This window comes from Kordiimonas sp. (genome assembly GCF_048260245.1).
Lineage (GTDB): Bacteria > Pseudomonadota > Alphaproteobacteria > Sphingomonadales > Kordiimonadaceae > Kordiimonas.
In genome coordinates this window covers 48,730-73,835 of record NZ_JBLXGZ010000003.1, presented here as the reverse complement: position 1 = coordinate 73,835, position 25,106 = coordinate 48,730, and the positions used below count along the sequence as shown (strand labels likewise).

Below are 25,106 nucleotides of genomic sequence, written 5' to 3'. Positions count from 1 at the left end.
GATTGACTGAGGAATGAAAACAACAGGCTTCGGCAAACGTAAACAGGGCTCAAAGCGCCAGACAGGCAGCTTCGGTGCGGGCTTTGGTCGCGGTACTACAGCGGCCTTGCCAGACGCGAATGCAAGGCTCGCCAGTGTCGCTGATGAGCAAGCAGCATGCCCCGCCGCCGATCTCATTGACCGCCTTGCGGAACTGGGGGAAGGCGCGCTGAAAAGCCACTTCACCGCCGATGAATTGCGCATGGCGACCAAAGGCGAAGTAATCAGGAAAATTGACAGCCTGATCGCCGATCTCCTGACCACAGAAGGAGAAAGCCTGAACCCGCAACAGCAAAAGGACCTCGCGACCTATCTGCTGAACGAGGCCGAGGATACCATCGGCCCGATCGGCGACAGCACCGACAGCGCACCGGCAAAAAAAGACCAGAATAAACAGACCCTGTTTGAAGCGCGGGACCGTATTCAGGTTCTGCTGATGGAACATATCGACCCCTCCGCCGCGTCAGCGTTGCCCCGCGCCGAACTTGCCGATCAGGTGGGTGAAGTTGTCGGTGAACTGCTGGTGCAGGAAAAGATCAACCTGAACCTGACCGAGCAGCGCGATCTTGTCTCCCTTCTGCTGGATGACATGCTGGGGCTGGGGCCGCTGGAGCCATTGCTGGCGGATGATGCGATCTCCGACATCATGGTCAACGGCCCGAAGCAGGTCTATGTTGAGAAAAAGGGCAAACTGACCCTGACCGATGTGCATTTCCGCGACAATCAGCACCTGATGAATGTGGCCCAGCGTATCGTCACCGCCGTGGGGCGCCGGGTGGACGAAAGCTCGCCCATCTGTGACGCGCGCCTTGCTGACGGCAGCCGGGTCAACGTGATCGCGCCGCCACTTGCGATTGACGGGGCTTCCATCTCGATCCGGAAGTTCACGCAGGATAAAATCACGCTCGACAAAATGCTGGAGTTTGGCTCCATCACACCGCCCCTGGCCAAGCTGCTCAAGATCGCGGGCGCCTGCCGCCTGAACATTCTCATATCCGGCGGCACGGGCTCAGGCAAGACCACCATGCTCAATGCGCTTTCCCGCATGATCGACAAGGGTGAACGCGTCGTCACCATTGAGGACGCGGCGGAACTGCAGTTGCAGCAGCCGCATGTGGTGCGCCTTGAGACCCGCCCGGCAAACCTTGAGGGCCAGGGCGAAATTGGTATGCGTGACCTTGTGAAAAACGCGCTGAGGATGCGCCCCGACCGCATTATCCTTGGCGAGATCAGGGGTGGTGAGGCCATCGACATGCTGCAGGCCATGAACACCGGCCACGACGGTTCCATGGGCACCGTGCACGCCAACCGCCCGCGCGAGGCGCTGACCCGGCTTGAAAACATGGTCAACATGGCGGGCCTGCACCTGCCAGCCAAGGCCATCCGTGAGCAGATATCTTCCTCGCTTGACCTTATTGTGCAAGTTCAGCGCATGCGCGACGGCGGGCGCCGCACCACCCATGTGACCGAGGTTGTCGGCATGGAAGGCGACGTCATCACCACGCAGGACCTGTTCAAATATGAATTCACGGGTGAAGATGAAAGCGGCCGTCTTGTCGGCAGCTTCAACTCGACCGGCGTACGGCCGCATTTCCTCACAAAGGCGGAATACTTCGGGCTTGAACGCGCCCTGATGGAGGCGATGAATGGCTAGCGCGAACCTTGATGTCATCCTGATGGCGGGCGGCTTCGGCCTTTTTCTCGTGCTGCTGGCGCTGATTGTGCTGTCAAATATGCTCAGCAAGGGCCGCAAGGAGACACGGCAACGGCTCGACCGTTTCAAGGCCCGCTTCGACCATAAAGCCACCCTGAAGGGTGAAGCCGCACGGTCCATTCGCGTCAATCAGCAGCAAACCGGGCTTGCGGCGAGCCTGTCAGAACTGCTGCCGCGGCGGGATCAGGTAAAAAAACGCCTTTCTCAGGCAGGCTTTGAAGCCGACCTCTCGCGCTATACCACCATTGCACTCGGCCTCGCGCTGACGACCGCTGTTATCATGTTCATCATGGGGGCCAGCCTTGTGCTCGCGCTCGCGCTGGGCGTCATCGCGGGTATTGGCCTGCCGCACATGTGGGTCTCTGCCCGGATCACGGCACGTACCAACAAATTCACCAAACAGTTCCCCGAGGCCATGGACCTGATGGTTCGGGGGCTGAAGTCCGGCCTGCCGGTTAATGAATGTATTGCCAACGTCGGCAAGGAACTGCCTGCCCCCACCGGGCTTGAGTTTCGCCGCATCACGGATGCCATGCGGCTTGGTAAACAGCTTGAGGAAGCGCTGTGGGAAACCGCTGACCGGCTGAACACCCCCGACTTCAAATTTTTTGTCATATCGCTTGTGGTCCAGCGCGAAACCGGCGGCAACCTGGGCGAGACGCTTGGCAACCTTGCCAATATCCTGAGGCAGCGGCAGGCCATGAAGCTGAAGGTAAAGGCGCTGTCGTCCGAAGCCAAGGCCAGCGCGTGGATCGTCGGCATACTACCATTTGTCATGCTGGGTGTGATCATGCTGATGAACTATGACTATGGCATCATCCTGTTCACCGAACCCAAAGCCATGATGGCAGGCACCATTGCGCTTGTGTGGATGATGCTGGGTGTTTTCATCATGTCACGCATGATCAAGTTTGAGGTGTAGCCATGCAGGCCATCGAAGACATTATAGGCATTCCCATGGTCGACATACTGTCGTTCTCGGCTGGGCTTGTGGCGCTACTGGTTATGTATGCGGTCTATCAGGCGGCGCTCGTGCGCGACCCGATGAAGGGCAGGGTAAAAAACCTTCAGGCCCGGCGCGACGCGCTCAAGGCCGGGCTGATGACCACCTCCAAACGCCGTTCGCCAGTCAAACGGGTGGATGGTGTCAGCGCCATGCGTTCGCTGGCGGAGCGGCTCCAGCTGCTGCAGAAGGAGCAAACGGCCAAGGTTTCGCAAAAGCTGATGCAGGCGGGCTTACGGTCCTCCGACGCGGTGGTGGTCTATCAGGTGGCGCGGCTCACCCTGCCGCTTCTGATGGGGCTTGTGGCGGTTATCATGTTTTACGGCGTGAGCTTTCTGCCTGACCACAAAAGCATGCACCCGATTTATGCCGTTGCCGCCGTGTTCCTTGGCCTTAAGCTGCCGGATATATACATCGCCAACATCAAGCAAAAGCGCACCGACGCGCTGAGGAAAGGCCTGCCCGACGCCCTGGATCTCTTGGTCGTCTGCGCCGAAGCGGGGCTGACCCTTGATGCCGCGCTTAACCGGGTGGCCAAGGAGTTGGGGCGTGCCTATACGGAACTGGCAGACGAATTTTCGCTGACAGCCATTGAGCTTGGCTTCCTGCCAGAGCGGCGCCAGGCGCTTATCAACCTGTCGGAGCGCGTGGACCTGCCCGCCCTCAGGGGCGTGGTCACCACACTTATCCAAAGCGAACGTTACGGTACACCGCTGGCTTCCTCATTGCGCGTTCTGTCGGCCGAATTCAGGAACGAACGGCTGATGAAGGCGGAGGAAAAAGCAGCCCGTCTGCCCGCGACACTGACCGTGCCGCTCATCCTTTTTATCCTGCCCGCGCTCTTTGTCGTGCTGATCGGCCCGGCGGCATGCAAGGTTGCCGACGACTTCATCGGCAAGGGCTGACCCCGGTGTCACAGACCTGACGGCTGAGGAAAACCCCAGCCTGTCATCAAACCGTAGCGAATCACCCCACGGCACCATGAACGTATGTTCAATGAACGGCTGGGCTGATGTGAATGAGACGTAAAATGTATACATTTTGTTGCGCCGCAGCAGCATTTTTTGGCTATTTTACAGGGATTTGGCGGAATGTGATCAGACAAGCATTGACCGCGAGGCCGATATTTGGTTTCTTAGAGGTGCGAGAGGGCACAACTCGTTTGTGCTCACTCCTATTGCGGTGTGCGTGACTGCCGCCGCACTATCCTCGCTGTCGTGACTCGGGCCGGGTTTTTACCCGGCCATTTTTTTGCCTTTTCGCCTGCGCATATACTGCACAAATGTTGCACACCTCCGACGCAGATATCGGCACAGACCAGCACTAAAAACACGAGTAAAAACAGAAGGACGGCCCCGATATATATCGGAACCGCCCATACCAGACAGCTGAATTGTGACGAGATTCAGGCAGCGTCCGGAATTTTTCTGATTCTAAAACGCCAACTTTTATGTGCTGACATCCCCCTTAAACGGCAGGCCACCCCCGGAGCAGCACTCCAAAGGGGGATCGGATAGCCCGGAGGTGACCGCCGAACAGGATAAAAGGCCAAGCCTTAAGCACAGAAAATGGCTTTACGGCAAAGGAGCGCGCAGCCCCTCGTATTTCCTGTTGCTCAGACTATGCCCATTGGCTTAGCATCGATCCAACAAATAGAAATGCATTTTGTGATCGGCTAAATCGATGAGCTTTCCGCCTACCCTCAAACAACTCCGCTACCTTGTGGCACTGCACCGGACAAACCATTTTGGCAAAGCCGCAGACGCTTGCCATGTCACACAGTCCACGCTTTCAGCTGGCCTTCAGGAGCTTGAAAACCTGTTGGGCACACAGCTTGTGGAACGCACCAAGCGCAGTGTGATGTTCACGGCCCTTGGTGAAGACGTTGTGAGGCGCGCGACCGTCATTCTCAACGATGTCGATGACCTGACAGACATGGCGTCTGCTGCCAACGATCCGCTCAAAGGAATTGTCAGGCTTGGGACCATTCCTACGATCGCACCGTTCCTGCTGCCTAAAATCATGCCCCATATTCACGAAAAGCTGCCGGACCTTGAGCTTCATCTGCGTGAGGATAAATCCGCGGAACTATGTGACCTTGTGCGTTCAGGCGAATTGGACCTTGTACTTTTTGCCCTGCCCTTTGCCTGTGGTGATGTGGCCGAAATGCCGCTGTTTCATGACCGCTTCATGGTGGCTTACCCTGCGGGTGAGGCCCCCAAGGACGGGATCAACACATCAGAGCTGGACGAAAGCCGCCTGATGCTGCTGGAAGAAGGGCACTGCCTGCGCGACCATGCCCTTGATGCGTGCCAGCTTTTAGGCCGGGGCGCGCGGCGGGAGCTTGCTGGCACCAGCCTCAATACCATCGTGCAGATGGTCGCGGCCGGTCACGGCATTACGCTGTTGCCAGGCATGGCTGTTGATGCAGGCTTGGCTGATGATGCGCGCGTTGACGTTGTGCCCTTCAAAGACATGATACCCACCCGCACCATTGGCCTTATATGGCGCAAAACCAACCCACGGGCTGCCACATTTGAGGCGCTGGGCAACGTTATCAAAGAGATAATGCACCCACACTGACCTGCACTGAAACACCGCCTCACCGGCGAGCGGCGCGGCCCACAAGCTGCCAGAACTCCAGTGTTTCGCTGACCCGGTCGCCGGAGAAATATTCCTCCCTCGCGATCGCAGGTCCTTGCCAATAGCCTACATGCACGCCGTTGACATGCCCCCGGCCATAAGTTTCGTGTTCATAGTCGCTACGGTTATAAAACACCGAAATGCCGCGGCCCAGATCTGTATGGACCAGTTCCACGTTTCCGCTGAAATACGAGCATGTATCAATGAAATTGGCCTGGCGTTCATATGCTTCCGCGCGGCTTTCAGCAAACAGATAGTTGTTTTCATAAAAACGCGCTTCCGGCTGATAAAACTCCTGAAAGGCTGGCAATAACTCCCCCGCATTTAATAACAGAAGCAAACGATGAATACGTTCGCTTAGCTCTCCTCCGGTCATGTTTACTCCCTGCACATATAAAGCGGGCACCACCCCCCAGCCCAAGGTGATGGCGTCGCTTTCCACTGTTTCCCCCATTGGGGACAAAGGCAGAGCGCTTCGACCTCCGGTTTTATTTAAAAAAAACCCGCCGTCTGAGCGGGTGAGGAGGAGGCAGCAGACGGCGGGCAGTCGCCCTGAGGGCGCACGAGGAAGAATGCAAACTGCACTCAGGAAGTACTGTTCCTCTATACGGCAGCTAACACCGTCCGGTTCACCTGCAAGCCATGCGACAATGAGCAAACGAGCCAGCCGCTGGCCTACAATTGGTTGCTGCGGTCATAAGTGGACTGATATATCCATTCTTCCACCTCGGTGTCACGGTACGGGGAGTGATAGCTGTCTTCGCCCACGCGCTCGAACTCGCATTTCTCCAGCACTCGGATGGACGCGAGGTGATCCTTTGCCACCCGCGCATAAAGGCCACCTTTGAAAATGGGAGCGTCCATCAGCCATGCACTCAGGGCGCGTTCCGCCAAGCCTTTACCGCGATAGTCAGGCCCCAACCAATAACTGACTTCCCACTTGTCCTCGCGCCTGAAAGCAGCCACATAGCCCGCGATCGCGCCCTCATACTGGATGACGCTAAAGAGCGCGCCTTTCGCTACATCATCCTCAATCCGCGCCTGCATGGCGTCGGCACTGTCGTCCCGCACACCACCCCCGGCAAGGTAAAGCGCCTCGTCGTCGACAAAGTCATACAGCACAGCAAAGTCTTCTGCCTTGTGCGGCCTGAGGCGCACATCATCGCGGTAGACCGTCTTGAAAAGCGGCATATCGCCGCCCCGTCCCAAGGAGGTGCCCATGCCGTCGCCGGTATGGATAAAACCGGCTTTTTCCAGCACACGGCCTGAGGCCGGGTTGTCCTGTGCGTACCCGGCGTGAATCGGGCCCACAAGCCCATGATCGCGCACCAGTTCAACCCCCAGTCGGGCTGCAATGGTGGCCAGCCCCTGCCCGCGGTGCGCCTTGCCGATAGCGTAGCCAATCTCGATATCGCCGTCGCGGAAGAAATAGGCCACATCGCCCACCAACACACCGTCACGGTAGAGACCCCGCTGCGCCAGCCTGCCTTCTTCTTCCTGCTTGCGGCGGGTGACGATGCGGTCACGCGCCCACTCAAGCGTAACCGGGTGGGGCACAGTGCCCGCCATGATAGCGACACTCTCATCGTTCATGAGGCGGAAATAGGCTTCAATGTCCTCGTCCGCTATGGGGCGCAGTTCTATCGTCATTATCTCGTTCTCAATTTATTTTGACGCGCAGGGATTTTGTGAAACTATCCCAGTGTTTCAGGGCAAAGGCAATCAGGGAAGGGGCAAACATGGCAAAATGGATTGAAGGAAAACGGCTCTTCATACCGGTTGCGCTCATCCTGTTTGGCTATATCTACAGTCAGGTCAATGCGGCTGGCGGCTATGTGGCCGCCTTGCCCTATATCATGCGCCCGACCGCACAGATGGGCTTTGTGCTGTTCTTCTTTGCCTTTACCGCCTCGTCCCTCGCGCGGCTAGCACCGGGGCCGGGGCCAAAGTTCCTGATGCGCAACCGGCGCTATATCGGGCTTTCCTTTGCGCTTATCCACTTTGCACACGGTGCTATCGTGCTTTCAAACCTTGCGCTGACCGATGCCTCGCGCGGCATTCTTGAACTGATGGTCGGCGGATTTGCCTACCTGCTGCTTGGCCTGATGGCGCTGACTTCCAACAACGCCGCCGTGCGAAAGCTGGGGGCAAAGCGCTGGAAACTGCTGCACAAGGTTGGCAGCTATTACATTTGGCTGATTTTCATGGTGACATCGCTTGGTAGCGTGGCCAGCGTCGGGCCTGAACCTGTGCATATGTGGATACCCGTGCTGGGCCTTGTCGCCCTTGGCCTGCGCATCGCTGCCTACCGGCAGGCAGCCAAGAAAAAAGCCGCATGACCGACGGCATCGCCGAGATCAGCCTTACAGGCCTCATGCTCGCCTTTGTGCCGGTGGTGTTTGTTATGCTTATTCTTCTACGCTGGACAACTGTCGGGTATGAAACCCTGTACGCCTTTGGCCGCATGCTGCTACAGCTCACGGTGATCGGCTATGTGCTGGTCTATATTTTTGCGGCGTCACACCCGGCTGTTGTGCTCGCGGTGCTTGGCTTCATGATGCTGGTCGCCAGCTGGGTCGCACTCAGGGCAAGCAGTTTGCCACGCTCGCAGCTTTATCTGTTTTCACTGGCCTCGGTCGCACTGGGTGGCGGCAGTGTCCTTGCCCTTGTCAGCCAAGGTGTGCTCGCGCTCGACCCCGCGCTTGAGCCACGTTATGTGATCCCGCTCGCGGGCATGATTTTCGCTTCGTCAATGAACAGCATAAGCCTTGCGGCCGAGCGCTTCGAGGCTGAGTTCAAAAGCAAAGGTGATTATGCTTCGGCGCGCGGCACGGCCTTGCGCGCCAGCCTGATCCCCATCACCAATTCGCTGTTTGCAGTGGGGCTTGTCTCACTACCTGGCATGATGACGGGGCAAATTCTCTCCGGCGTGTCACCGCTTATCGCCGCACGGTACCAGATCATGGTGATGTGCATGATGTTCGCCTCAGCCGGGCTTTCCGCCAGCCTGTTCCTCCTGCTGATGAAATCGAAAGCTGACACTTTGACAGACAAGAAGGCATCATAAAAAAGCCGAGGCACCAAGCCCCGGCTCTTCATTTTTTCATCGTGTCACGTCAGCTTATTTTACATAAGCGGGTGAGCGTGGCAGGTCGATATAGCGGTCGCGCAATTTGGTCTGGCGGCTCACCAGCGGCACTTCCTCACCGCGAATGAACACCGCGTCCGGGCTGCTCATCAGCTCCAGCGGGTCACCGTCCCACACCACCACGTCGGCGTCTTTGCCAGCTTCAAGCGTACCGTAACTGTCAGCAATGCCGAAAATCTCGGCAGGGTTGACTGTTAGCGCATCAACCGCCGCTTCCCAGGGCATACCCATGGCAACGGCGTTGCCCGCGTTTTGCACCACAAGGCGGGTGTTGTTGGTGTCAGGCGGCAGGAAAGCCACTTTGACACCAGCCGCATGAAGGCGTGCAGCCGCCGCACCTGTCGTACCAAGGCTGTCGAAGTCTTCCGCCAGGTTCCGCGTCGGGTTCAGCACCACCGGGATACCGGCGGCGGCAAGTTCGTCCGCAACCATCCAGGCCTCGGCAGCCGACGTCAGCACCACATCAATGCCAAAGCGTTCCTTGAGTTTGATAACGTTCAGGATATCGGCCTTGCGTTCAACTTCCACAAGCAGCGGCATTTCGCCTGCAAAAAGCCGGTCAAGCGCGCTTTTGGCGCTGTCATATTTAGGCTTCTTGTCTTTCTTGTCATCGTCTTTTTTGTCGTCCTTGTCGTCACCATTTGGTCGCGCTTCCTCAAGCTTGGTGATGACAGTGTCCCAAAGTGCAGCACGGCTGTTGCCATTCTTTGATGCCGAGCCTTCATCCATATCAAGGCTAAGCACCGCATGCTCCTTGACGATCATATTATCGCCAGCCAGTGCAATGACCGCACTTTGACCACGCCACATGTCTTTGGTTGAACTGAAACCCGTCAGCGCCCGTGTGACACCCTCAATCCGCGTATTGGGGATAAAAGTGGTCGCCGGGTTGAAAGCATAGCTAACCTCAAGACCGATACCGTTTTTGGCGTCAGACGCGCGGGCATCATTTATGCCGCCCGACAGTCCCACTTCCACAAGGCCAAGGTTGGTGCCGGAGGCCATAAAGCCAGTGGTTACCCACTTGCCGCTGGCATCCACCGTGCGGTAACCCGCAGGCACGTCGCCACCAGCGGTGACCGACTGCACCTTGCCGTCATGAATCAGCACGGTGGCGTTTTCCACCTTGCCCTTGCCACCTTGTGTGAAGGCTGTGCCACCAGTGATGGCGACATCTTCAGCGCTTGCGCCCACCGCCGTGATCGCGAGAAGGGAAGCGCCCATAAGCGTTTTCATGATGCTCATTTCACGTCTCCTTCACCGGGTTGGCCAAGCTCGAAGTCCATAACAGGCTGACGGGCGGGGTCGTTGCGGTCAAAAGTGACAGCGCCGTCAACGAAGGTCATGTCAGCCTTGGTGTAGACGCTGAACGGATCACCGGACCACAGCACAACGTCGGCGTCCTTGCCCACTTCGATCGAGCCGGTTTTGTCGGCAATACCAAGAGACTTGGCCGGATTGAGCGACAGCCACTGCCATGCTTCGGCTTTCGAGATATCCACACCTGCCTTGCGACCATCAGCCAGTGCCTTGGCAGCTTCCTGATTAAGTCGCTGGATGCCGTAGGCGTCATCCGAGTGCACGATAGCACAGGCGCCTGCCTTGTGAACAAACGGGATGTTTTCACGGATGCCGTCATAGGCTTCCATCTTGAAGCCGTACCAGTCGGCCCACATGGCGCTGCACACGTTATTCTCGGCCAATTTGTCAGCGATTTTATAGCTTTCAACCGCATGCTGGAAGGATGTGATCTGATAACCGAACTCTTTCATCACATCCAGCATGGTGCCCATGTCATCCGCACGGTAGCAGTGCATATGCACAAGGATTTCACCGTTCAGCACACCGGCCAATGTTTCAAGGTTCAGGTCACGCGCTGGCGGCGTGGCGTCAAGCCCGGCCTTATAGTCACGGGTGTATTTGCCCCAAGCCTGCTGGTAAGCCTGCGCGTCAGCCCATGCCTGACGGTAGCCCGCTACGTTACCCATGCGGGTGTGCGGCCGGAATTCAGGGCTGTTTTTGCCGCTGCCGTAAACCCGTTTAGGGTTTTCGCCGCACGCCATTTTCATGCCGTAAGGCGCGCCGGGGAACTTCATGTCCTGCGCCACACGGCCCGGCACGTTCTTGAGTGTGACTGACCGGCCGCCAACCAGATTGGCAGAGCCCGGAAGAAGTTGAAGCGCCGTGATGCCACCTGCGGCAGCACGAATGAAGCCACCGTCCTGCGGCCAGTTTGAATGCTCGACCCACGCGTCGGCCGTTACCGGCTCACCTACTTCGTTGCCGTCAGAGTGCGACTGCACGCCCGGGCTTGGGTAGACCCCAAGGTGGCTGTGCACGTCGATAATGCCGGGCGTCACCCAGCGCCCGCCAGCATCGATAACCGTTGCGCCCTCAGGCGCTGCGATATCCTTGCCGACAGCAGTGATTTTACCGCCTTCCACAAGCACCGAACCACCGTCGATGCGGCCACCCAGGCCGTCCAGCACGGTCGCGTTCGTGATGAAGGTTGTGCCACTTTCAAGCGGCGTGTAACTGGATGGAAACGGGTCTTTGTTGATCTCAACAAAATCGCCCTGTTCCTCTCCACCAGGCTGGCAGGCCGCGAGCGAAAGCCCCATCGCAGCAACAGCCAACCCGCGCCGGACCAAACGGGTCCGTGAGCGTGTCGTCCTCATTGATTATTCTCCCTTTTTCGCCCCCAAGAGGCGTCTAGCGTCGCGAGCCTATCAGCCGAACTAATCCGAGTCATCAAAAAGACTTATGCCAAAGGTTGCCTGCGACGAAGCGTGCACCAACCGCGACCAACAGTTACGCCAGCGCGCTTTCCTTCCCGGCCGAAGCGGCTATACTCTTCTGAACACATGATGGTGGTGGGACCGGTTAATGAAAAAACGAGCACTCGATTATACGATAGCGCTTTGTCTCAGCATGGTCATGAGCACCAGCGCAGCGTGGGCACAGCCCGCTGACCTGCCGACAGCAGAAGCCCTGTTTGCCGCCGCCGACAGGGCCCACGGCTGGTCAGCGTTGAAAGCTGACCTTGGCACGATCGAGGCACACGCGACTGTAACCGTAAAGGACCCGACGGGAAACACCGCATACAAAACAGTCGTACGGGGCAAGACCTCCGGCAACGGGCCTGGCGACGCCAGTTTTGCGCTGATCCGCCCGGACGGTACTACGGTATATTCTGAAACTGATGGTGTTATCCACCGCACCGCGCCGGACGGTACAGTCCAACAACTGGCCCCTGAGATGGCCGCCTATGTACGGGGCCACCAATTTCACCGCCGCACGCTATACCCGGCACTTGAACTTGCCACAATCAACCCCGAGGTTGAGGAGGTCGACTTTGAAGGCCGCCGCGCGTTCAAGGTAACCGGCGAGACCCAGACTGGTGCCACCCTCACGTATTTTTATGATGAGCGGCAAAAAACCATACTGGGCCTTCATCTCACAGTGCAGGAGCCGGACGGCCCCCACCCCATGAGTTTTGTCTTGCGCGACTGGCGCGATGTGGACGGCAGCGATATCTTTTACCAGATCGACATTCAGGACCGCAGCGCACTGTATATCTACCGCTTCAGCAAGATCCTGCTATTACCATAAGTGCAAAATCGCCGCTGATATTTGCTCATCAGGCCGCTTTACTGCCCTCATAGTTCACCATCCACGGAATGCCGAACTTGTCTTTAAACATGGCAAACGCTTCCGCCCAGTCGGTCGGGCCGAGTGGCATGAAAACCTGCCCGCCCTCGGACAGCGCGGCAAATATGCGCGCGGCTTCCGCCACACTATCCACCTGCAGCGCGCAGGTGGTGCCAGCAGCGGCTTCAAACGCGGCTGGTGGGCAGTCTGATGCCATAATGACAACCTCCCCCGCCTCAAGGCGCATATGGGCCATCATATCACCCATTTGTGCCATGTCGACCTCAACGGCGCAGCCCCCATGCGCATCGCTGTCATCGCTTTGCGGCATGTCGGCATAGGTCACGGCAAACGCAATCTCACCGCCAAGGCACTTATGATAAAATTCCATCGCCGCGCGGCAGTTACCGTTGAAGTTCAAGTATGGATTAAGTTTCATTTGTTTTCCTTCTGTCCTTCGCATTGTCGTGGCTCGGATGTTTCAAGTGGCCCGCCACCACCGTTTTCATGTCAGCAGCTTAATATATGTTGATATCAACATACTTGACAAAAAGCTTGATATCAACATACTCAGCTCATGTCAAAAGAAGATTTCCTGCCTCTTGAAATTACCCACATGGTCCGCGACAACTGCCTTTGCATGCATTTGCAGCGGGCCGCGCGGGCGATGGCGCGCCATTTTGACGATGCGCTCAGGCCCCACGGTCTCACAAGCGGCCAGTTTTCGCTCCTGATGTCACTGAACCGTCCGGATGCGCCATCAATCGGCTCTGTCGCCAGACTTCTGGCGATGGACCGCACGACCCTGACCGCGAACATCAAGCCGCTGGAGCGCCGCGGCCTGGTGCATGTGCGCCCCCACCCCAGCGACAAACGCAGCCGTTGTCTCTCGCTAACCGATGAGGGACGACGTCTTCTGAGGGAAGCGTTTCCCACTTGGCAGAGCGCCCACAAAAGCGCCGAAGGCTTGATTGGCACATCCGATGCCCAGCGTCTGCGCGATAATCTGGTGAAGATGTCATAGCCGCCGCGCAGCCATACACGCTTGAGTGGGAGGCCGAAGCAGAGTATTCATAAGCATGGATAGGGCAACTGCGTGGCGTCACATGATTCGGGGTGAATGTTGGCATTCAGTACGAATGCGCTGTATTTTTGCAGCGTTGGCAGCGCTGATCTGCCTCTCCACCCCCAGCCATGCAGCGTGCAACAAGACACTCAAGTTCGGCATGGTCAGCTACCCACCTTATATCGGATTTGACGCCCAAGGACACGCCTATGGGCTGGACGCTGAAATCCTTGACCGGGTCATGCGTGACGTCGGCTGTGACTACGTGCTGCGCGAAGTGCCATTCAAGCGCGGACTGCGAGATGTAAAGCTGGGCACGCTTGACGGCATGCCGGGCGTTTCCAAGACAGATGAACGTGCTGCGAGCGCGTATTTTTCTCTACCTATCCGCCGGGAAGTGGTCGGCGCCTTTGTCCGCAAGACGGATGCGCGGGATCATAACATCAAATCGCTGGTGGAACTGGCCGCGAGCCAGCACAAGGTTGGTGTCGTCCTGGGTGGCTGGTATGGTGAGGCCTTCACAAGGTCCGTCGCTGACAGCGCCGCTTTTCGCGCCCGCATTCAAAACAGCCAGGACTTCCTGACCCTCTTTCGCTGGCTCGATGCGGGTGTGGTCGATGTCGCAATCGTCGACCTGTTGAGCGGAAATCACCTGAGCCGGGAACAGGGGCTGCACGACGGGCTGGAAGCCTTGCCGTTTAAGGTTAATGTCGACAATCTCTATCTCATGCTCAGCAAAAAAACCTTCAGCGAGGACGATGTGGCCACCATCAATGACGCCATAAGCCGGTTTGCCGACACTGATGACTATTCTGCGATGTTCAGTAAACACGCGCCCGAGAACCTTGCCCCGCTGTTGCAAGTTCGCCGCTAGAATATAACAGGCAAAACAAAAACCCCCGGCAATACCAGGGGTTTTCAGTTTCTTTACGGGTTCAACGCTCTAGTGAACGCCGTGCATGCCCTTCCGGAGCAGAGGGGTAAGCAGCAGGATGAAAATACCGACACCACCGCTCAGGTAACCAATGGTCGTGTAAACATCCATTGTAGCAACCATATCCAGCATGCCTGAATCCGCGCCGTGACCACCACTGCCTGTGAGCGAGCTGATCCAGCCGGCCACATAGTTGCCGAGTGCGGTGAACAGGAACCATGTTCCCATCAGCATGCCGACAATCTTGGTAACCGACAGCTTGGTGACCATCGACAGGCCAACCGGACTGAGGCACAGTTCCGCAAGCGTCAGCGACAGATAGATAAACACGAGCCAGATAAAGCTTTTGCTCGAACTGTCATCAAGCGCCATACCCCATGAGAAAACGATATAACCAAGGCCGATAAGCAGCATGGCAATTCCGAATTTTGCAGGTGTGGAAGGCTCCAGCTTCTTGTTGGCAAGCGCCACCCAAAGCCATGCCATCACCGGCGCCAATAGCACGATGAATAGCGGGTTCATCAACTGTACCTGACTTGCCAGCACATTCATGCCCAAGACATCAAGGTTGAACTGCTGGTCCGCAAGCAGGGTCAGGCTGGCGGCCTGCTGCTCAAACAGTGCCCAAAACACCGACTGGATAGCGATAAGGAAACACGCCACCATCAAACGGTCACGCTCAACTTTCGTGCATTTGGTAAAGGCATAAAAGAGGATAATCCCGATCATCACAAAGCCGGAGAAGCCAAGAAGCTGACCCACAAATGTCTGGTACTGCATCAGCATCCAACTGGCCACCACCATCAGGATACCACCCAGATAGATGGTATATTCCTTGTTGAGACCGATGGGTGATTTTTCCTTCAGCTCTGCAGGGTTTGGCGGCTCGGCGCGACCATCCAGCAGGCGCTGGCCCCACAGGAAAACCAGAAGACCAAACAGCATGCCAATGCCGGCAAGACCGAAGCCATAGTTCCAGCCATAAACCTCACCCACGTAGCCAACAAGCGCTGTGGACAGCAGGGAACCCACGTTGATACCCATGTAGAAGATGGAGAAACCACCGTCCCGGCGCGGGTCATTCGGGCCATAAAGCGCACCCACAATGGTGGAGATATTGGCTTTCAGGAAGCCTACACCGGCGATAATCAGCGCGAGCGCGAGGAAAAACAGGTTGAGATAAAACTCATTCCTGACCACGGTTTCACCGTCCATGAAAGCAGCGGGGCCATGGAAGCCCATCAGACCATGTCCCAGCACCAGCAGGATAGCGCCATAGGTTACAGCTTTTCGGCTGCCAAGATAACGGTCCGCCATATAGCCGCCAATGATAGGCATCATATATACGAGACCGGCATAGGCGCCATAAATCATACTGGCTTTTTCAGCGCTAAACAGGTGGTATTTCACCAGATACAGCACAAGGATTGTGCGCATGCCATAGTAGGAGAACCGCTCCCACATTTCGGTCAGAAAACACACCACCAACCCTATCGGGTGGCCCAGCAGCTCACGCTCCTGCGACCCCTCGGTCGAAACGACATTATCGGACATCTTCACCCCTTAATCTTCTATACTCGGCAGCCTGATTATTTTTTTATGCAGGCGACCTTTCCCCGTGGCCCTTATGGCGGGCTCACCTATCTTTAAAACCACAAAACCGGTGCTTGAGAAAGGAAAATTGGCGCCCCCGCGCCAGTTTCACCATATGTTCTCTGCCGGTTTTTACCGACGCGGGCCGATATGGGCATCAAGGAAATTCAGCGCGTTCTGGTAATAAATGCGCTTGTCGTTCACGCGCACAAGTTGGTGCTCCGCGCCGTCAAGCACAATGAAGTTATGCTCTTTCTCCAGCCGGGTCAGCAAGGCATGCATCAACCGGGAATGGTCGAATGGCACATTGTTGTCGTTAGTGGCATGCAACAACAGCACCGGCACCTGCAACAGTTCGGCCCTGTTGAGCGGCGACCGGCGCCGGAGCGCACGTTCCGACAATCGCCCCTTGATGCGCGGCACCGTCAGTTCATGGAAGCGCCGGGCCTCAAGAAAATTTATCAGAAGCGGCAATGACGTGACACCGTTGAGGCTGACCGCGCAGGCAATAATGTCTTCATCCTTCGTTGCCGACAGAAGCGCGGCATACCCGCCATATGAGCCCCCCACGGCACATATCCGGCGCGGGTCAGCAACGCCCTTGTCAACCATCCATTCGAGCGCGGTGCGGATATCTGCCTGCATATCATGGCCCCATTCGGCATAACCCGCGCGGCGCCAGCGCTCACCAAACCCGCTTGAACCGCGAAAATTTGGCTGCAGCACACTATAGCCGTTGGCCACCAGCCAGCTTACCAGCGGCTTATACCCATCCGTTACGCGTTTCACCGGTCCGCCGTGGATAAGCACGACTGCGCGACCCGTGCGGCCACCTTCCGGTTCGCTAAGCAGCGCATGCATTACTCCGCGCTGCCTTGGTAAGGGTATCCACACACCGCTGGTGACGGGCCTTGGCAGGGCGTTTTCATCCTCGTCATGGGGGATGGTCGCAAGGGTCTCACTTTCCGCGTCATAAAGGTAATAGCGCGGCGGCGCGTATTTCAGATATTGCCGGTACAAAAGCCGCCTGCCGTCATAGCTCGCAGCTGCCATGGTCAACCCCTCGGCCCCGACCTCAGACGACACAGCAGCCAGCCGCGCGCGGTAAGCATCCTGCCAGATGATTTCTTGCACCTCATCATCGATATAGGACGCGCCCACCGCCATTGCCGTCACCGGATCAAGGATTGCAGACGCAATATCAAACCGGTCGTGCCCCGCGAGCCTACGTATGAAACTTCCGCTTTTAATGTCGTAGCGCCACAAGGCGCGTGTGTCGCCATCCTCGGCCGCAAGCACAAGCGCCGTCGCGCCGCCCGCTTCCACCGCCAGCAGAGAGCGTACAGTGCCGTTGAAATAATCCTCATCGCTGATCTTGCGCCACGCGCCATCCGCTGTGCTGCTAAAGAGAAGCTGACGGCGGCCATCAAAGCCTTCCCCCATCCGCACCTTACCCTCGGGCGACGCCCACCAGCGGATAACCGGCGCCCAACCGCCAATAACCTTTTCACTTTCCCCCGTGACGGCATCCACGCGGTAAACAGCGGGATAGCCCTTTACGCCCGGATCCTCCCACTGCAGCAGTATCTTGGAGGGGTCGTCCGGCAGCGCGCTTAATAGAATAGGCGGCAGCTCATCGGGGCGTGGTCCGGCGCCATCAATCAACGGACGCAGGCGCCCGATGTGGGCGTCATATAACACAAGGCCATTTTCCTTGAGCGAGATCAGCAGGCGCCCGTTCCCCACCCAGGAAATCCATCTAAGGTCGTCGTAAACATAAGGCAGTGTATCTGCGGCCGCGGACCCGGCGTCCACGTTCCAGACAATAAGCTGCGCGGCATCGCCTTTGCGCTGCAGGGCAGACAGGAAGTGACCGTCTGTCGACAGTGACACCGCCGCATACCTCGGCACACGCACCAGTCGTTCCAAAAGGGCAGCATCGCCCACTGCCTGAACATGCCCCAGCGGCATGACCATCATCAATGCATAGAGCCCTATCAATCGTGCAAGACCTGAGATCATGCCCTCATTCTAGCAGGCAAAAAATCCAGTTCAAACATTACACCACCCGATCCCCGACATTTGATGATAGCGCTGCAAGTTTGAAAGCCGCCAGTTTGAAAACAGACAAATACAGGCTAGTTTAATTCATGGACCAATGGTTCCAGTATTCACACTGCAAAACTCATGGGGATGAATTGGGCAGTTTGGGCACGTGGTCAGCGAGGGAGAGAGGGAAGCTTCATGTCCACACAGTGGCAGAACATCAAACCGTCGGACATTCTGACGAGCGAGGAATCGCACCGGCTCAGGCAGCGTTCCGACATGATGGGCGCATGGCTTCTTGCCCACTGCTGGGGCGTCATCGCGGCTTCGGTTGCCCTATACGCCCTGCTACCGAACCTTGTGACCTTTATCGTTTGCGCCATCCTTGTCGGCAGCCGCCAGCTTGGCCTTGCCATCATCATGCACGAAGGCAGCCACGGCATGTTGTTTCGCACACGCTGGATGAATGAGAGGCTGACAAGCTGGTTTGCTGCGTGGCCAATGATTCTGCGCATGCAAAACTATCGCATCCGCCATATGGCGCACCACCGCTTTACCCGCACCGATGCGGACCCCGAGAATTTCCTCTACATCCCGTTCCCGGTTTCAAAAGAAAGCATGATTCGCAAGGTGGTGCGCGACCTATTGGGCATTGTATTCCTGCGCACGCAAGTGGGCATTTTTCGTTTCATTTGGGGCGAGAGGGAAGGCAGAATGGCGAGGCTAAGAGCCTTCTACACCGGCCCCGTCATCTTTTACGCCGTTTTCATCACCGGTTTTGCACTTGCCGGACGGCTGGACCTGTTCCTGCTGTGTTGGCTTATTCCGCTGATGACCACGCAGCAGCTTTTCCTGCGAGTGCGGAACATCGCCGAACATTCCACCATGCCGGACCTGACACACCCGCTGAAGAACAGCCGCACCACCCTTGTGAGTGCATGGGAACGCATGACTTTCGCACCCTATTTCGTAAATTATCATATTGAGCACCACATGCTGCCCTTCGTGCCCTGCTGGCGCCTGCGCGAGGTTCACGACATCATGCTTGAGCGTGGATTTGGGGACGTGATGGAGATAAGACACGGTTACTGGGATGTGCTTAAGCTCAACGCTGCAGCCTGATTTTTCCAGCCTAAATATTTTCGAGGCGACCGACTGCCGTTTCGCAGTGTAGACCTTGCTCTAACACACGGCAGGATAGCCGGACACACCAACAACGGATGTAAACATGTCAAAAACAACAAAGCGGGTGGCACTTGCCCTTGTTATTCTGGTTCTGCTGCCGCTCGGCTACTATGGCTATACCTACGGCAGCGCCTTTGCGCGCATGGCGTCCTATTACGAGCTTGAGCACATCACCGAAAATTACCGGCGCACCAAAGATTTTTTCGACACCACCACCGTGCACGCAGGCGGCAAACCATGGCAGTTCACCTATGACAAGCAACCCATCCCGGACATTTATACTTATGACGGTAAGGAGCGCTCCATCAAAGACCTGATGGTCGAGACCGGCACCACCGGCTTGATTGTGGTGCGTGATAATAAGGTTTTGTTTGAGGAATATTATCAAGGCGAAAGTGCAGACGACCAGCACATCCAGTTTTCCGTCACCAAAAGTTTCATCTCCGCCCTGTTTGGTATCGCGCTTGATAACGGGCAGATTGAAAGCATAAACGATGATGTGACCAAATACCTGCCAGAACTCAAGGGCTCCGGCTATGACGGTGTCAGCCTCAGGGACATCCTGACCATGTCCTCCGGCATCCGTTTCAACGAAGACTATGGCGACCTGACATCAGATGTGAACCGCATGTCCATGGTCATTGGCACCGGTGCCAGCCTTGACGGTTATGCCGCCAGCCTTGAACGAGAGCGCGTCCCCGGCACGTTCAATGATTATGTCAGCGTCAACACCCATGTTCTGGGCATGGTGCTGGTACGCGTGACCGGCAAGTCACTGACCACGCTTCTTGAGGAACAAATCTGGCAACCGGTCGGCATGGAGCATGACGCATATTTCCTGATCGACGGTCACGGCATGGAAGTCGCCATGGGTGGCCTGCAGGCCAGCCTGCGCGACATGGCGCGCATGGGCCGGCTTTACCTGCACAAGGGCAACTGGGAAGGTGAGCAGATCGTACCCGCAGACTGGGTGACCGCCTCGGTCACACCAAGCGCCCCTCACCTTGAGGCGGGCTTTGGCAACCCGAACTCGGAAACACCCTTTGGCTACGGCTATCAGTGGTGGACACCGTCAAACCCGCACGGTGATTTCATGGCCGCAGGCATTTACAGCCAATATATCTATGTTGACCCCACCACCCGCACCATCATCGCCAAAACCAGCGCCAACAAAGGCTATAACGACCCCGCGAACAAGCTGCACATGGACATGATCATTACCGCCTTCCAGGCCATCAGCGCAGCTGTGGGAGAGATGGACGGCCGGCGCGAATTTGCACAGGGCAGGAAATAGGGACGGCGGAATTTTCCTCTTGAGCCTGTAGTAGCTACAGGCTTTACGCTTGTGCGAATCGCCGTACAATTGGCTAAGAGGAGCCACCAATGTCCAACTATGATCTGATCACCTATTATGGCCCGCTGGTGCTGATCGCGCTGGCGCTTGTCTGGGGTTTTGCCCGCATCTGGTACCTGAGCCGCGCCGAGGGGGTGACAGTGCTGGCATTTTTTGGCCGCAAGCGCACAGGACCTGAAGCGGTACTGGCGTTCGTCGCTATCGTGCTTGACCTGTACTTAATTGCGCGGCCGTTTGTGCCAGGGCTCGACCGCTTCGTGATGACCGCGCCCAACCTTTATGCCCACTTTGGCGTGGCCGTCATGGCGGTTGGCATCGCCGTCGCCGTCCTCAGCCAGGTCGACATGGGCAAGGCGTGGCGCATCGGCATACCCTCCGGCGTGGAGGAAAGCCAAAGCCTTGTCACCACCGGGCTGTACCGCTTTTCCCGCAACCCGATTTATGTCGGCATCATGCTGTTTATTATGGGTGCGGTGATCGTCGCCCCCGGGCCGCTTACTCTCCTGTCGCTTATTCTGACATGGGTTTTTACGCAAAAGATTATCGAAGCGGAAGAAGCGTTCCTGTGCGGCGCCTTCGGGCAGGACTTTGAAGCCTACTGCCAGCGCACCCGGCGCTGGATCTGACCGGCCGGGTACAATAAAAAGCCGGAGGCAAACGCGCTCCGGCTTCTGATATGGCGCAATGCCTGGTCGCCTAGTCGATATCAATCTCAACATCGGCGCCACCACCAGTGCGGCAGCCATAAACCAGCTCACCGCCCTTGTCCGTGCGGTCGCGCACAAACAGTGACGCACCCTTGGGGCAACCGAATTTCACCCGTTCACCATCAGGCAGTTTTACTGTCGCACGGCCACCGTCCCAGTCATGCTGGCGCGATGAATAATGGCTGGCATCCTCACCATCAATCGAGATGGAGCAGGCACCAAGGCCAACACTTAAAATGGATAGAATCAGAGCGTCTTTTGCTCGCATTGGGTATCTCCTCAACTGTCGTCGTTTATATTTATAGGTATTTTTATATATCGAATTGATACAAGGGCACGCCCCGCCATGCAAGCCTAAAAAATCAGAAAGCCGCATGAAGGCCCACGCGCCAGAAACGGCGCTGTGCTATGGTCTCCAGACCGTCCGCCGTCAAGGCGGAGACGACCTTGGCATCAAACAGGTTGCGCATATCTGCTAACAGGCTGATGCCATCGCTCAGCCTGTAGCCAACTCTGGCGTCAAAGGTGACGATGCCTGCCAGCTTGCGCGTGTTCAGGTCGTCATCATATTGGCCGGAGGCATACCGCATTGCCGTCACCAGGGTGAGCGGCCCACCCGCATCATAGCCGAGCGAGAGCTTCAGCCCATGCTTTGGTGTCTGCACTGGACGGTTGCCCACAAGTTCAGGCCCGGCATCAAACGCCGTGATGCGCGCGCGGGCATATTGGTAGCGCGCGCCCAAGGTCCAGCCGGGTTGCAGGTCAAGCGTGGCTTCAAGCTCAAAGCCGTCGGTGACGCTCGCGTCGATATTGGCGCGCTGGCGCAAAACGCCGCCCTCGGGCACAAACCCGCCAAGCGGGAAAAAGGCAGGGCCATAACCAATGGTCACATTGCCCACCCCGTCCTGAAGCCAGTTGCGGTAATAGGTTAAGGAGGCGCGGAAGCTATTCAGCGGTTCATAGTCCACGCCAACCTCAAGGCCATAAAGCTTTTCGGGCACCAGATCAGGGTTCGCCTCAGTAATGTCATTCACCACGCGGAAAGGCCGGTAATACTCATTGAGCGTGGGCAGACGCCAACTGCGATATGCTGCTGCACGCAGGTCAATGGCGCCCGTAAGCGGCACCTCCGCACCTAGGCGCGCGGAAGGCTGCCAGCCGCTTTTGGTCGCCACATCATCATCGCGCAACACCGCGCCGGTGGCGATATCGCTACCGGCGCGTAAGCCATTATAGCTGCGCCAGCGGTCCAGCCGAAGAGTGGCTGAAACTTTGGCGCTCCCCAGTTCAAACTCACCCTCACCATATGCGCCCAGCGTCCACTGGTCGCCGCCTGCTGTGCGCGCACGGGTGAACCCGGCGCCCAGATTGCGGAAGCGTTCATTCGTCTCGCCGCTCATGCGGCGGCCATCGACGCCAAATTCAAAAGCTTCAAACTGAAGGCGGGCCAGCATGCCAGCGCCCCACGCGGGCACATCATACTGGTCCAGCACGGCAAGTTCGGTGGTGCGTTCGTCGCGCGCGGATGCAAATACATTGGCGAAATCGCGGGTACGGTAGTAGCTGACCACCTCCCAATTTCCGTCGCCAACGCCGCCAGACAGCGTGAGCGAGGCATCCACCGCCTCCGTTTCATTGGTAGCGAGTGCGAGACCATTTACGCGCTCTTCCCTGAAATAGCGCAACGCACCACGGGCGGACAGGGTGCCAAAATCATGCTCCAGCTTCATGCTGGCGAACGAGGCATCGCTGGTGGCACGCGCATCAACCGCACCACGATCAGCGGACCCCAGCAGATAATCGCCATCCGTTTGAAAATGCCCGCCAGCCAAGGCAAGGTCCGTATCGCCAAGGTCAAGACCCGCCCGGCCCTTGACACTAAAGCTGTCATCCGCCCCAAACCAGCCCTCAACGCCCGCACGCATGCTACGGATAGCGCGGCTGCGAATATCCACCACACCAGCCAGCGCCTGCGCGCCGTAAGCGCCTGCGCTGCCGCCGGACCTGACTGTTATGTCTGCGAGTTCGAATGCATCAAGCGACGACCAGTAAACCCAACCACCAAACGGGTCGCCCATGGGCACACCATCAAGCGTGACAAGCACACGGCCCGCCGCGCTGGCGCCCACACCGCGCATGGAAAGGCCCTGTGTGGTCGGGTGGCCTGTCAGGCTGTCGGCGCGACGGAAAAGCGTAACGCCCGGCACAGACGCAAGTGCCGTATCCAGCCGGAAGCCCGGCGCCGCATCTGCGTCAAGCGTCAGCGTTTTCTGACCAACAGCTTCTGATGGCAGGCGTTTTTCCACAACGGGAATTTCCTGCCAGCCAGCGCTGGCGGGTTCACTGTCCTGCGTGGCTTGCGCGGCGGTCGCGCACATCGTCAGCAGTAACAGCGCCACCGGTATTTTCAAAATGGGTACGGACATAAGATGCAATCAGCGCAATATCTTCATCGGATAGATAATCAAAGGCGGGCATTTCATTGGAAAATTCACTGGTGTCCGAAGGCACGGCAGCACTACCCAGCAGGATCATATCAATCACCCCGCCAATGTCGCCGTTTGCCCGCTCGCTCAGGATCAGCTCGGGCTGCATCATTGGCACACCGCCGCCGTCATACTGGTGGCAGGCCGCGCAGTTGGCTTCATAAAGCGCTTGCCCGGTGCCACCATCGGCGCCCTCATCTTGTGCAGTAACTGCGCAGGACAAGGCAAGGGCGGCCAAGGCCGCCGTCACTTTATTTACCGTCATAAACCACCTTCCACACGCGGCCGCCTGACATCAGGCTGGAGATATAAATCGCGCCGTCCGCACCCTCAGCCAGCCCCGTCGGCCGGTGTTTGGCATTGCGTGGGCTCATGATTGGGCCAGCGCCTGCAAATCCGTCTGCAAACGTAATCCAGTCACTTGCAACAGCGCCGGTCTCATCCATTGGAACAAAGACAACGCGGTACCCGGCCTGCGGTTTTGGTGCGCGGTTCCAAGACCCGTGGAAAGCAATGAAGGCGCCTGTGCGCATGGCCTCAGGCAGCGCATCGGTGCGCGGGAACAACAGATCGTTCGGCGCCCAGTGTGCCGGGAAGGCGATGAGCGGTTCCTGCCCACGCTCAGACGTTTTTTTGCCGTCGCCGCCATATTCCGGCATCACCACCCGACCCTCGATATCCGGGTCCCCATAACTATAGGGCCAGCCAATGTCCGCGCCCTCATCCACCCGGTGGAATTCCTCCGCTGGCAGTTCGGCGCTTTGCTGTTCTGTGTACATTTCAGGGAAAAAACTGTGCAACTGATCGCGCCCGTGCTGCGCGATATAAAGCGCACCCGCGTGCGGATTCCAGTCGATCGCCATCGCGTTGCGGATTCCCGTTGCATAGCGCACACCGTCAGCCTGCGTTTGACCGGGCTTGTTTGCGTCAAAGCGCCAGACGCCACCATATTCTTCCAGAATAGGGCAAGGGTCCATACCGGGCGAGCCCTTGGTACGCATTTTCTCCATACAGGCATTCGACGGCGCGCCAATGTTCACGTAAAGGTGGCCCGCGCCGTCAAAGGTGAAGGGCTTGGCGGAATGCTGGCGCTTGTTGGGGAAACCGTCAACGATAACCTCTGCCAACCCCTCAGGTGCACCGTTGTCGGGCAACGGCCAGCGCACAACGCGCTCATCTTGTGCATAATAAAGGTAGCCGCCATCAATACCCATGCCCGTGCCTGTCATGCCCTTGGCAAATGGCACGGTCTCATCCGCCTTGCCGTCACCGTCGCTGTCATGGAGCGCCACGGCGCCAAAACCATCCTGCGATTTCATCAACGCAACATAGACCCAGCCACTGTCGCTGACCGCCATATGCCGGGCGGCCCCGATGCCGTCGGCAAATACCGTTGCGCGAAAACCCGGCGCCAACTTAACACCGGTATCCTCAGGAATGGCAGCCTCATCAGCCACGCCTTCAATGTCCGCATGCACCGGGGCCGCCAAGGCTGCTCCCGCCATTAAAATCGCCAGAAATTGCCGTTTCATCAACC

The 25,106-nt window shown here is 57.6% G+C and carries 23 protein-coding genes; 12 read left to right on the top strand and 11 right to left on the bottom strand.

Translation table 11 applies throughout. The annotated features are described in order from the left end of the window. The first annotated feature begins 13 nt into the window (after nucleotides 1-13). The 4 genes from ACN0VM_RS02810 (at nucleotide 14) to ACN0VM_RS02795 (ending at nucleotide 5,339) form a co-directional block, all read left to right on the top strand. Nucleotides 14-1,693: a CpaF family protein gene (locus tag ACN0VM_RS02810; RefSeq protein ID WP_417449322.1), complete on the top strand. Its 1,680-nt coding sequence runs from the start codon at nucleotides 14-16 to the stop codon at nucleotides 1,691-1,693. Beyond that, nucleotides 1,686-2,675 (top strand): type II secretion system F family protein, encoded by a 990-nt coding sequence (locus ACN0VM_RS02805; protein WP_417449320.1) that lies wholly within the window; start codon nucleotides 1,686-1,688, stop codon nucleotides 2,673-2,675. The genes ACN0VM_RS02810 and ACN0VM_RS02805 overlap by 8 nt, the downstream gene beginning before the upstream one ends. A 2-nt stretch (nucleotides 2,676-2,677) precedes the next feature. Next, nucleotides 2,678-3,661 (top strand): type II secretion system F family protein, encoded by a 984-nt coding sequence (locus ACN0VM_RS02800; protein ID WP_417449319.1) that lies wholly within the window; start codon nucleotides 2,678-2,680, stop codon nucleotides 3,659-3,661. A 778-nt stretch (nucleotides 3,662-4,439) separates the two neighbouring features. Next, nucleotides 4,440-5,339 carry a hydrogen peroxide-inducible genes activator gene (locus ACN0VM_RS02795; protein ID WP_417449318.1) on the top strand — a complete coding sequence of 300 codons (900 nt, stop codon included), beginning with the start codon at nucleotides 4,440-4,442 and terminating at the stop codon, nucleotides 5,337-5,339. A 19-nt stretch (nucleotides 5,340-5,358) separates the two neighbouring features. On the opposite strand, the gene ACN0VM_RS02790 is transcribed toward ACN0VM_RS02795, so the two are convergent. Continuing rightward, nucleotides 5,359-5,841 carry a hypothetical protein gene (locus ACN0VM_RS02790; protein WP_417449317.1) on the bottom strand — a complete coding sequence of 161 codons (483 nt, stop codon included), beginning with the start codon at nucleotides 5,839-5,841 and terminating at the stop codon, nucleotides 5,359-5,361. Nucleotides 5,842-6,074: 233 nt separating this feature from the next. Next, nucleotides 6,075-7,049 carry a GNAT family N-acetyltransferase gene (locus ACN0VM_RS02785; protein ID WP_417449316.1) on the bottom strand — a complete coding sequence of 325 codons (975 nt, stop codon included), beginning with the start codon at nucleotides 7,047-7,049 and terminating at the stop codon, nucleotides 6,075-6,077. Nucleotides 7,050-7,138: 89 nt separating this feature from the next. On the opposite strand from ACN0VM_RS02785, the gene ACN0VM_RS02780 reads away from it, so the two are divergent. Continuing rightward, nucleotides 7,139-7,738, top strand: a complete 600-nt coding sequence (locus tag ACN0VM_RS02780; RefSeq protein WP_417449315.1) for a ferric reductase-like transmembrane domain-containing protein — start codon at nucleotides 7,139-7,141, stop codon at nucleotides 7,736-7,738. After that, nucleotides 7,735-8,466 carry an ABC transporter permease gene (locus ACN0VM_RS02775; protein ID WP_417449314.1) on the top strand — a complete coding sequence of 244 codons (732 nt, stop codon included), beginning with the start codon at nucleotides 7,735-7,737 and terminating at the stop codon, nucleotides 8,464-8,466. The genes ACN0VM_RS02780 and ACN0VM_RS02775 overlap by 4 nt, the downstream gene beginning before the upstream one ends. Before the next feature lie 54 nt (nucleotides 8,467-8,520). Here ACN0VM_RS02775 and ACN0VM_RS02770 read toward each other — a convergent pair whose 3' ends face one another. Together ACN0VM_RS02770 and ACN0VM_RS02765 are read right to left on the bottom strand one after the other, a co-directional pair. Further along, on the bottom strand, nucleotides 8,521-9,792 hold the full coding sequence (locus ACN0VM_RS02770) for an amidohydrolase family protein (RefSeq protein ID WP_417449313.1): 1,272 nt from the start codon (nucleotides 9,790-9,792) through the stop codon (nucleotides 8,521-8,523). Continuing rightward, nucleotides 9,789-11,225 (bottom strand): amidohydrolase, encoded by a 1,437-nt coding sequence (locus ACN0VM_RS02765; RefSeq protein WP_417449312.1) that lies wholly within the window; start codon nucleotides 11,223-11,225, stop codon nucleotides 9,789-9,791. Before ACN0VM_RS02765 ends, ACN0VM_RS02770 begins: the two co-directional genes overlap by 4 nt. Nucleotides 11,226-11,433: 208 nt before the next feature. On the opposite strand from ACN0VM_RS02765, the gene ACN0VM_RS02760 reads away from it, so the two are divergent. After that, a complete protein-coding gene (locus ACN0VM_RS02760; protein ID WP_417449311.1) occupies nucleotides 11,434-12,159 on the top strand; it encodes a hypothetical protein in 726 nt (241 codons plus the stop codon). 28 nt (nucleotides 12,160-12,187) lie between these two features. On the opposite strand, the gene ACN0VM_RS02755 is transcribed toward ACN0VM_RS02760, so the two are convergent. Continuing rightward, nucleotides 12,188-12,637, bottom strand: coding sequence for a VOC family protein (locus ACN0VM_RS02755; protein WP_417449310.1), 450 nt, complete (start codon nucleotides 12,635-12,637; stop codon nucleotides 12,188-12,190). A gap of 138 nt (nucleotides 12,638-12,775) precedes the next feature. Between ACN0VM_RS02755 and ACN0VM_RS02750 the strand changes: the two genes are divergently transcribed. Together ACN0VM_RS02750 and ACN0VM_RS02745 are read left to right on the top strand one after the other, a co-directional pair. Continuing rightward, nucleotides 12,776-13,222, top strand: a complete 447-nt coding sequence (locus ACN0VM_RS02750; protein ID WP_417449309.1) for a MarR family winged helix-turn-helix transcriptional regulator — start codon at nucleotides 12,776-12,778, stop codon at nucleotides 13,220-13,222. Between the two features lie 115 nt (nucleotides 13,223-13,337). Continuing rightward, nucleotides 13,338-14,138: a substrate-binding periplasmic protein gene (locus ACN0VM_RS02745; RefSeq protein ID WP_417449308.1), complete on the top strand. Its 801-nt coding sequence runs from the start codon at nucleotides 13,338-13,340 to the stop codon at nucleotides 14,136-14,138. A 69-nt stretch (nucleotides 14,139-14,207) separates the two neighbouring features. Here ACN0VM_RS02745 and ACN0VM_RS02740 read toward each other — a convergent pair whose 3' ends face one another. Beyond that, a complete protein-coding gene (locus ACN0VM_RS02740) occupies nucleotides 14,208-15,752 on the bottom strand; it encodes a peptide MFS transporter (protein WP_417449307.1) in 1,545 nt (514 codons plus the stop codon). 171 nt (nucleotides 15,753-15,923) lie between these two features. Continuing rightward, complete coding sequence (locus ACN0VM_RS02735) at nucleotides 15,924-17,813, bottom strand: alpha/beta hydrolase family protein (protein WP_417449306.1); 1,890 nt, start codon at nucleotides 17,811-17,813, stop codon at nucleotides 15,924-15,926. A gap of 222 nt (nucleotides 17,814-18,035) precedes the next feature. Between ACN0VM_RS02735 and ACN0VM_RS02730 the strand changes: the two genes are divergently transcribed. The 3 genes from ACN0VM_RS02730 to ACN0VM_RS02720 all read left to right on the top strand — a co-directional run bounded on the left by ACN0VM_RS02730 (nucleotide 18,036) and on the right by ACN0VM_RS02720 (nucleotide 21,002). Beyond that, nucleotides 18,036-18,959 (top strand): fatty acid desaturase family protein, encoded by a 924-nt coding sequence (locus tag ACN0VM_RS02730; protein WP_417449305.1) that lies wholly within the window; start codon nucleotides 18,036-18,038, stop codon nucleotides 18,957-18,959. A 106-nt stretch (nucleotides 18,960-19,065) separates the two neighbouring features. Further along, nucleotides 19,066-20,316, top strand: coding sequence for a serine hydrolase domain-containing protein (locus tag ACN0VM_RS02725; RefSeq protein ID WP_417449304.1), 1,251 nt, complete (start codon nucleotides 19,066-19,068; stop codon nucleotides 20,314-20,316). An 89-nt stretch (nucleotides 20,317-20,405) separates the two neighbouring features. After that, nucleotides 20,406-21,002 (top strand): methyltransferase family protein, encoded by a 597-nt coding sequence (locus ACN0VM_RS02720; protein ID WP_417449303.1) that lies wholly within the window; start codon nucleotides 20,406-20,408, stop codon nucleotides 21,000-21,002. A 70-nt stretch (nucleotides 21,003-21,072) separates the two neighbouring features. Here ACN0VM_RS02720 and ACN0VM_RS02715 read toward each other — a convergent pair whose 3' ends face one another. The 4 genes from ACN0VM_RS02715 to ACN0VM_RS02700 all read right to left on the bottom strand — a co-directional run bounded on the left by ACN0VM_RS02715 (nucleotide 21,073) and on the right by ACN0VM_RS02700 (nucleotide 25,101). Then, nucleotides 21,073-21,351, bottom strand: a complete 279-nt coding sequence (locus ACN0VM_RS02715; RefSeq protein WP_417449302.1) for a hypothetical protein — start codon at nucleotides 21,349-21,351, stop codon at nucleotides 21,073-21,075. A gap of 94 nt (nucleotides 21,352-21,445) precedes the next feature. Continuing rightward, the gene (locus ACN0VM_RS02710) at nucleotides 21,446-23,482 is read right to left on the bottom strand and encodes a TonB-dependent receptor (protein ID WP_417449301.1); all 2,037 of its coding nucleotides are present in this window, start codon (nucleotides 23,480-23,482) and stop codon (nucleotides 21,446-21,448) included. Next, nucleotides 23,424-23,834: a c-type cytochrome gene (locus ACN0VM_RS02705; RefSeq protein WP_417449300.1), complete on the bottom strand. Its 411-nt coding sequence runs from the start codon at nucleotides 23,832-23,834 to the stop codon at nucleotides 23,424-23,426. Before ACN0VM_RS02705 ends, ACN0VM_RS02710 begins: the two co-directional genes overlap by 59 nt. After that, complete coding sequence (locus ACN0VM_RS02700) at nucleotides 23,821-25,101, bottom strand: PQQ-dependent sugar dehydrogenase (RefSeq protein WP_417449299.1); 1,281 nt, start codon at nucleotides 25,099-25,101, stop codon at nucleotides 23,821-23,823. The genes ACN0VM_RS02705 and ACN0VM_RS02700 overlap by 14 nt, the downstream gene beginning before the upstream one ends. Nucleotides 25,102-25,106: the final 5 nt, after the last annotated feature.

Excerpts from the sequence above, each read along its gene's own strand:
- ACN0VM_RS02800 (WP_417449319.1), top strand. The coding sequence starts at position 2,678 with ATGCAGGCCATCGAAGACATTATAGGCATTCCCATGGTCGACATACTG.
- ACN0VM_RS02725 (WP_417449304.1), top strand. The coding sequence starts at position 19,066 with ATGTCAAAAACAACAAAGCGGGTGGCACTTGCCCTTGTTATTCTGGTT.
- ACN0VM_RS02750 (WP_417449309.1), top strand. The coding sequence starts at position 12,776 with ATGTCAAAAGAAGATTTCCTGCCTCTTGAAATTACCCACATGGTCCGC.
- ACN0VM_RS02805 (WP_417449320.1), top strand. The coding sequence starts at position 1,686 with ATGGCTAGCGCGAACCTTGATGTCATCCTGATGGCGGGCGGCTTCGGC.
- ACN0VM_RS02730 (WP_417449305.1), top strand. The coding sequence starts at position 18,036 with ATGTCCACACAGTGGCAGAACATCAAACCGTCGGACATTCTGACGAGC.
- ACN0VM_RS02785 (WP_417449316.1), bottom strand. The coding sequence starts at position 7,049 with ATGACGATAGAACTGCGCCCCATAGCGGACGAGGACATTGAAGCCTAT.
- ACN0VM_RS02745 (WP_417449308.1), top strand. The coding sequence starts at position 13,338 with ATGCGCTGTATTTTTGCAGCGTTGGCAGCGCTGATCTGCCTCTCCACC.
- ACN0VM_RS02705 (WP_417449300.1), bottom strand. The coding sequence starts at position 23,834 with ATGACGGTAAATAAAGTGACGGCGGCCTTGGCCGCCCTTGCCTTGTCC.
- ACN0VM_RS02735 (WP_417449306.1), bottom strand. The coding sequence starts at position 17,813 with ATGATCTCAGGTCTTGCACGATTGATAGGGCTCTATGCATTGATGATG.
- ACN0VM_RS02795 (WP_417449318.1), top strand. The coding sequence starts at position 4,440 with ATGAGCTTTCCGCCTACCCTCAAACAACTCCGCTACCTTGTGGCACTG.
- ACN0VM_RS02715 (WP_417449302.1), bottom strand. The coding sequence starts at position 21,351 with ATGCGAGCAAAAGACGCTCTGATTCTATCCATTTTAAGTGTTGGCCTT.
- ACN0VM_RS02810 (WP_417449322.1), top strand. The coding sequence starts at position 14 with ATGAAAACAACAGGCTTCGGCAAACGTAAACAGGGCTCAAAGCGCCAG.
- ACN0VM_RS02755 (WP_417449310.1), bottom strand. The coding sequence starts at position 12,637 with ATGAAACTTAATCCATACTTGAACTTCAACGGTAACTGCCGCGCGGCG.
- ACN0VM_RS02760 (WP_417449311.1), top strand. The coding sequence starts at position 11,434 with ATGAAAAAACGAGCACTCGATTATACGATAGCGCTTTGTCTCAGCATG.
- ACN0VM_RS02780 (WP_417449315.1), top strand. The coding sequence starts at position 7,139 with ATGGCAAAATGGATTGAAGGAAAACGGCTCTTCATACCGGTTGCGCTC.
- ACN0VM_RS02765 (WP_417449312.1), bottom strand. The coding sequence starts at position 11,225 with ATGAGGACGACACGCTCACGGACCCGTTTGGTCCGGCGCGGGTTGGCT.
- ACN0VM_RS02775 (WP_417449314.1), top strand. The coding sequence starts at position 7,735 with ATGACCGACGGCATCGCCGAGATCAGCCTTACAGGCCTCATGCTCGCC.
- ACN0VM_RS02720 (WP_417449303.1), top strand. The coding sequence starts at position 20,406 with ATGTCCAACTATGATCTGATCACCTATTATGGCCCGCTGGTGCTGATC.
- ACN0VM_RS02770 (WP_417449313.1), bottom strand. The coding sequence starts at position 9,792 with ATGAGCATCATGAAAACGCTTATGGGCGCTTCCCTTCTCGCGATCACG.
- ACN0VM_RS02740 (WP_417449307.1), bottom strand. The coding sequence starts at position 15,752 with ATGTCCGATAATGTCGTTTCGACCGAGGGGTCGCAGGAGCGTGAGCTG.
- ACN0VM_RS02700 (WP_417449299.1), bottom strand. The coding sequence starts at position 25,101 with ATGAAACGGCAATTTCTGGCGATTTTAATGGCGGGAGCAGCCTTGGCG.